Source organism: Devosia sp., assembly GCF_036406155.1.
Lineage (GTDB): Bacteria > Pseudomonadota > Alphaproteobacteria > Rhizobiales > Devosiaceae > Devosia_A.
The window spans coordinates 1-6,358 of sequence record NZ_DASWVV010000178.1; the positions used below are offsets into that span (position 1 = coordinate 1).

Sequence of the window (6,358 nt, forward strand, 5' to 3'; positions counted from 1 at the left end):
TCACCCGCCGCCGCGCCGGGGCGCGCCGCCGACTTTCAACTTCCGCTCCGACGGGCGCCGCTTCGCCGACAGCCGGCGCTGCATCATCGTGCTGTCGGGCTTCTTCGAGTTCACCGGCACGAAATACCCCAAGGCCAAGCACCGCTTCAGCCTCAGCGGCTCCCCGCTGATGGGGATTGCCGGGCTGTGGCGCGAAGGCGAAGGCGGCGATCCGCCGTCGTTCACCATGCTCACCACCGAGCCCGGCCCCGACGTCGCGCCCTACCACGACCGTCAGGTCGCCGTGCTGCGCCCCGAAGACTGGGCCGCGTGGCTGTTCCTCACCCGCCCCGAGAAGGACCTGCTCAAGCCGCTGCCGGCCGGCGCGCTGCGGGTCGAAACGGTGCGGCCGGCAGCCGACTGAGCCGCCGGTGCCGGGTCATCCCGCCCTGGCCGCCGGCACGTATTGCCGCCAGTTGTGCACTTCCCTGAAGCCGAGGACCTCGCGGATCTTGCGGTTCGACAGCGGCGCCTCGAACTTGCCCATCTCCCGCGTGACCGGCGTGTTCGGCGCGTATTTGGCAAGGAACGCCGCGGTCGGCTCGTTTGCGGTGATCTCGTCGTTCACGGCGTTGAAGACCTGGAAGCCCAGGCCGTCCTTTTCGACGCACAGGTGCACGATCTGGCCGAGGTCGCGGGCATCGACATAGCTCCACGCATTGCGCTTGCGCGACGGCGGATCGGCAAGGAAGCCGGGGAAGCGGTCGTACTCGTGCGGTTCGATGACGTTGCCGATCCTGAGCGCGTAGATATCGGCGCCGTAGCGCATGGCGAAGGCGCGCGCCGTCTTCTCGTTGACCAGCTTGGAGAGTCCGTAGCTGTCCATCGGGTCGATATCGTACGACTCGTCCAGCGGAAACGACTTGTAGTCCTTGTCGCCCTCGGCGAAGCACACGCCATAGGTGGTCTCGCTCGAGGCGATGACGATCTTGCGGATGCCGAGCTTGGTCGCCGCCTCGATGACGTTGTAGGTCGACACCACATTGGTCGCGAAGGTGACGTTGTCCGGCTTCATCAGGATGCGTGGCACCGCGGCGAAATGCACCACGGCATCCACCGGAGCCGGCCCCCTGCCCGTGCTGAGCCCGTTGAAATCGAAATGCATCGACAACGCATTGAAAGCCTGGCCGCTGTCGGTGAGATCGGCCGCGAGGGTGGTCACCCCGGGGTGGTCGAGCGGTACGAGATCGATGTTGAAGACGTCATGCCCGCGCTCCGTCAGGTACGGGACGACGTGCCTTCCGGCCTTGCCGCTGCCCCCGGTGAAGACGATCCGCTTGCCCATCTTGCCCTCCCATGCCGGCGCGATCACGGCATCATCATGCCGCCGTTCACCTCGATGGTCTGGCCGATGACGTAGCCGGACAGCTTCTCCGAGGCTAGGAACAGATACGCTCCGACGCAATCCTCCGCCACGCCCAGCCGCCCTTGCGGGATGTTGGCCAGTTGCGCCTGCAGCTGCGCTTCCGTCGAGTAACGCTCGTGGAACGGCGTGGTGATGACCCCCGGCGCCACCGCGTTCACGCGGATGCCGAACGGGATCAACTCCTTGGCCATGCCGCGCGTCACCGTGGCGACGAACGCCTTCGACGAGCCGTAGACGCCGGCGCCGTTGCTGCCGCCGTTGCGCGCGGCGATCGAGGTCGTGTTGATGATGAAGCCGCCCCGCTTCTTGAGATGGGGGATGGCCGCCTGGCTCGCGGCCAGCACCGAGCGGCCGTTGAGGTCCATGACCGCATCGTAGTGCGCGTCGGTCATGTCCTCGTAGCGCACCCGCGCCACCATGCCGCCGGCATTGTTGATCAGCCCGTCCAGGCGCCCGAAGGCCGCGGCGGTGTCCTCCACGGCGCGGCGCAATTCCGCGGGCCGGGTGGCGTCGGCGCGGACGAGCTTCACCGTGCCGCCGGCATCCGCGATCGCCTTGGCCAGTGCCTCCGCCGCCTCGACGCTGGCGTGGTAGTGCAGGCCCACCGACGCGCCCTGCGCGGCGAAGGCGGCTGCCAGCGCCGCGCCGATACCGGTCGACGCGCCGGTGATGAGGACGGCCTTTCCCGCGAGGTCGGGGATGACGAGATCGGACATGGCGAATGCAAGCTCCTTGTGGTCAGCGCAGAGGGGGCGGGCGTCACGATAGCCGCCCGCACGGGCGGGTCAAACGTCCCAGACCGGGCACCAGGCGCCGTTGACCACGCGCATGCCGCGGTCGAGCGCCTCGATCTCGGCCACCTCGGCCGGCGCCAATTGCAGCTTGCGCGCCTCGAAATTGGCGACGATCCGCTCCTTCTTGCCCGACGAGGGAATGACGATCATGCCCTTGGCCATCAGGAAGGCCAGCGCCGCCTGGGCCCCGGTGACGCCATGCGCCTTGCCGATGCGCTCCAGCACGGGGTCGCCGAGGATGCGTCCGCGCGCCAGCGGCGAATAGGCAGTGACCGGGATGCCCAGCCGGCCGCAGTGCTCGACGATGGGGCGGTTCTGCATGTAGGCGTGGCATTCCACCTGGTTGGTCGTGATCTTGCGCTCCCCCAGCAGCGCGATGGTCCGGTCGAGCAGCGCCTTGGTGAAGTTCGAGACCCCGATGCGCTCCGCGAGGCCTGCGTCGTACACCTCGGCGAACTGGCCGACATAATCCTCGAGCGGATACTTGTTCTGCGGCGACGGCCAGTGCAGCAGCAGCAGGTCAACCTTTTCGGTCTGCAGCTTGTCGAGGCTCTCCCGCACCGAGGGCATCACCTGGCCGGGGCCGAAATTCTCCGGCCGCACCTTGGTGGTGAGGAAAATGTCCTTGCGCGGCACCCCGCTGTCCCTGATGCCGCGCGCCACGTCCTGCTCGTTGCCGTAGTCCTGCGCCGTATCGATGTGACGACAGCCCGCCTCGATGGCCCACACGACGCCGTGATACGCTTCGTCCCCGGGCCGGTTCCAGGTCCCGTAGCCCATCTGCGGAATCCCCGCGACCATCGGTTCGCTGTGCATCTTCTTGATCCTCTGCTGGCAAATGGCAAATACCGCGCCGGCCCGCTCCCTGCAGGCCGGCCCGTTCCGCGATTCGGTTGACAGGCGGCTGGCGCGGATGGGGGGCACCCAGCACAGAAGCGCAGCCGCCGCGACAGGGCTGTTGACATGAACTCTATACCTGGCGGCCCTCCTTGCAAGTGACTTGCACGACGCTGGCGCCGCGGCGGGAAGTCCCGCTGCCGGGTCTTGATCGGTGTCAAGGCACCCCCCGCCGCGCCATCCGACAAGGAGTAGGGGAAGCGGAGAGACCCATGTTGCAGTACGACGTCACCGCCCGGCGCATCGATGCCCACGGCAGCACCGCGGCGACCAAGCAGGCGCAGATTGCGCTCGATACCGATCCGGGCGGGCGTCAGGACGCCTTCAACCCGGCCGAGTTGCTGCTCGCCGCGCTCGCCGCCTGCATGCTCAAGGGCATCGAGCGGGTGACGCCGATGCTCCGGTTCGAGCTCCGTGGCATCGAGGTCAGCGTGCGTGGGCTGCGGCAAGATGCGCCGCCGCTGCTGGCCGAGATCGGATACGAGATCATCGTCGATACCGACGAGGAGGATCGTCGGTTGGAGTTGCTCCACAGCAATGTCCGCAAATACGGCACCGTGTACAACACGCTCGCCGCGGGCGTCACGCTGACGGGCACCCTGAGGAGGAAGGTTTGAGTCGAGGCACACACCCCGAGACCCACCAGGTGTCGCGCATCGGCTGGCTCCGGGCCGCCGTGCTCGGAGCCAATGACGGCATCGTTTCGACCTCGAGCCTGATCATCGGCGTCGCGGCCGCCGGCGCCGCCCCCGCCGATGTCCTAGTCGCCGGGATGGCCGGTCTGGTGGCTGGCGCCATGTCGATGGCGGCGGGCGAGTACGTCTCGGTAAGTTCCCAGGCCGACACCGAGAAGGCCGACTTGGCGCGTGAAACCGCCGAACTCCGCGACCAGCCCGATCTCGAGTTGCGGGAACTGAGCCGGATCTACCAGCGCCGTGGCCTCGACCCCGCCCTCGCCGACCAGGTCGCCGCGCAACTGACCGCCGGGGACGCGCTCGCTGCCCATGCCCGCGACGAACTCGGCATTTCCGAGATTTCGACCGCTCGGCCGGTGCAGGCCGCCATCACCTCGGCCCTGACATTCGCGGTGGGAGCGGCTCTGCCGCTGCTGCTGGTCCTGCTTGCGCCACCGGCGCAACTGGTCTGGATCGTTGCCGCCGCCTCGCTGGTGTTCCTCGCCGCGCTCGGCGCCGTCGGCGCCCGGGCCGGTGGCGCCTCGATCTGGCGGCCGACGGCGCGCGTGACCTTCTGGGGAGCACTGGCCATGGCCGCGACCTTCGGCATCGGCGCCCTGTTCGGCACGGCTGTTGCCTGACATGCGCTTTCCCGCCTTTTTCGACGCACTCCGCCGGCAGACTCCGCTTGGCCTCGTCGCCGTCGCGCTGGTCGGCCTCGCCGCCGGCGGCGCCATGGTGTTCGCCGGCCGCGAACAGACCGCGGCGGCGATCTGGTTCGTCGCCACCGTTCCGGTGCTGCTGGCGCTGTTCTACGAGATCTTCACCAGCCTCAGGCGCGGCGATGTCGGCCTCGACGTCGTCGCCGCCCTGTCGATGTCGGCGGCCCTTGCCTTCGGCGAGCCGCTGGCGGGCAACGTGGTCGCCCTCATGTATTCGGGCGGCCAGTTGCTGGAGCGCTTCGCCGAGGGGCGCGCCCGCCGCGAGATGACCGCCCTGCTCGGCCGCGTCGGCCGCACGGCCATGCGCTACGGCGCCGCCGGGCTCGAGGAAGTCCCCATCGAGATGCTGGTCCCCGGCGACCGGCTGCTCATCCGGCACGGCGAGGTGCTGCCCGTCGACGGCACGACCCTTTCCGAGCTGGCACTGCTCGACCAGTCGGCGTTGACCGGCGAGTCGCTGCCGGTCGAAAAGCGACTCGGCGACGAGCTCCTCAGCGGCTCGACCTCGGTCGGCCCGGCCTTCGACCTGCGCACCGAGCGGCCGGCCGCGGAAAGCACCTATGCCGGCATCGTCCGGCTGGTGGAAGCGGCACAGCGTTCGCGCGCACCCATCGTCCGCCTCGCCGACCGCTATGCCATGGGCTTCCTCGCCCTGACCGTCGCCATGGCAGGGGCGGCCTGGGCGCTCAGCGGCGACCATTTGCGCGCGCTCGCGGTGCTCGTCGTCGCCACCCCCTGCCCGCTCATCCTGGCGGTGCCCGTTGCCATCATTTCCGGCATGTCCCGCGCCGCCCGCATCGGCGTCCTCGTCAAGAACGGCGGCGCCCTCGAGGCTCTCTCCCGCGTCCGCGTGGCCGTCCTCGACAAGACCGGCACCCTCACCCACGGCAAGGCCGAGCTGTCCGACATGCGCATGGCCGAGGGCCACGAGGCCGATGAGGTCCTCCGGCTCGCCGCCTCCCTCGACCAGGCCTCCGCCCACGTGGTAGCCGCGGCGCTGGTCGAGGCGGCACAACGACGCGGGCTCGCGCTGTCGGAGCCGACGCAGGTCCTGGAGACCCCCGGCACCGCCATCGAGGGGATGGTCGAGGGGCGGCCCGTCGTCGTCGGCGGCGCGGCCTTCGTCCACCGGCACAGCGGTTCGGAAGCCCAGCCTGCCCTGCTCGCCGGCCTGCCCGACCACGTGGTGACGGTCGCCGTCGCCATCGACGGCAGCTTCGCCGGCTATCTCGTCCTCGCCGACCCCGTCAGGACGGACGCCGCGCACGTCATCGAGCGCCTGCGCGACGCCGGCGTCGAGCGCGTTGTCCTTGCCTCCGGCGACCGCGAGGAAACCGCCCTGCATGTCGGCCGGGAGCTCGGGGTCGATCGCATCCTCGCCAACCTGACGCCCGAGCAGAAGATCGACGCCGTCATTGCCGAGCGCGGCATGGGCAAGATCATGATGGTCGGCGACGGCGTCAACGACGCCCCGGCCCTTGCCGTCGCCGATGTCGGCGTGGCCATGGGCGCCCGCGGCGCCGCCGCCTCGTCGGAAGCGGCCAGCGTCGTGCTGCTGGTCGACGCGCTTGACCGGCTCGCCAGCGCCGTGGTCATCGCCCGCCGCACCCGTGCCATCGCGCTGCAGAGCGTCTATATCGGTTTGGGCCTGTCCCTCGCCGGCATGGTGGCGGCCGCCCTCGGCTACCTGCCGCCGGTCCAGGGCGCGCTGTTCCAGGAAGCCATCGACATCGCGGTGATCCTCAACGCCTTGCGGGCCCTGGCCCCCGGGCGCGAGGAACGCCTGGCCCGCGCGGCCGCCTGAGCCGCTCAGGCACTCCCCGCGCGCACCAGCGCCAGCCAGATGCGGTACTCCCGGCGCGCGTC

The 6,358-nt window shown here is 69.8% G+C and carries 7 protein-coding genes; 4 read left to right on the forward strand and 3 right to left on the reverse strand.

Annotated features, from left to right (window positions below; all coding sequences use genetic code 11):
- Positions 1 to 403, forward strand: a 403-nt coding sequence (locus VGD93_RS11765) for an SOS response-associated peptidase family protein (protein ID WP_395012251.1), incomplete at its 5' end; no start/stop codon positions are given.
- Between the two features lie 15 nt (positions 404 to 418).
- Here the strand turns inward: VGD93_RS11765 and VGD93_RS11770 are convergent.
- The 3 genes from VGD93_RS11770 to VGD93_RS11780 form a co-directional block, all read right to left on the reverse strand.
- Positions 419 to 1,324, reverse strand: a complete 906-nt coding sequence (locus VGD93_RS11770) for an NAD-dependent epimerase/dehydratase family protein (RefSeq protein WP_395012261.1) — start codon at positions 1,322 to 1,324, stop codon at positions 419 to 421.
- A gap of 23 nt (positions 1,325 to 1,347) precedes the next feature.
- Positions 1,348 to 2,121, reverse strand: coding sequence for an SDR family NAD(P)-dependent oxidoreductase (locus VGD93_RS11775; protein WP_395012253.1), 774 nt, complete (start codon positions 2,119 to 2,121; stop codon positions 1,348 to 1,350).
- A gap of 69 nt (positions 2,122 to 2,190) precedes the next feature.
- Complete coding sequence (locus VGD93_RS11780) at positions 2,191 to 3,015, reverse strand: aldo/keto reductase (protein WP_395012255.1); 825 nt, start codon at positions 3,013 to 3,015, stop codon at positions 2,191 to 2,193.
- 293 nt (positions 3,016 to 3,308) lie between these two features.
- On the opposite strand from VGD93_RS11780, the gene VGD93_RS11785 reads away from it, so the two are divergent.
- The 3 genes from VGD93_RS11785 to VGD93_RS11795 are packed head-to-tail and all read left to right on the forward strand — an operon-like array spanning position 3,309 to position 6,296.
- On the forward strand, positions 3,309 to 3,713 hold the full coding sequence (locus tag VGD93_RS11785; RefSeq protein ID WP_395012257.1) for an OsmC family protein: 405 nt from the start codon (positions 3,309 to 3,311) through the stop codon (positions 3,711 to 3,713).
- A complete protein-coding gene (locus tag VGD93_RS11790) occupies positions 3,710 to 4,411 on the forward strand; it encodes a VIT1/CCC1 transporter family protein (RefSeq protein WP_395012259.1) in 702 nt (233 codons plus the stop codon). The genes VGD93_RS11785 and VGD93_RS11790 overlap by 4 nt, the downstream gene beginning before the upstream one ends.
- Before the next feature lies 1 nt (position 4,412).
- Entirely contained in the window at positions 4,413 to 6,296 is a 1,884-nt protein-coding gene (locus VGD93_RS11795; protein WP_395012263.1) for a heavy metal translocating P-type ATPase, read from the forward strand.
- The last annotated feature ends 62 nt before the right edge of the window (positions 6,297 to 6,358 follow it).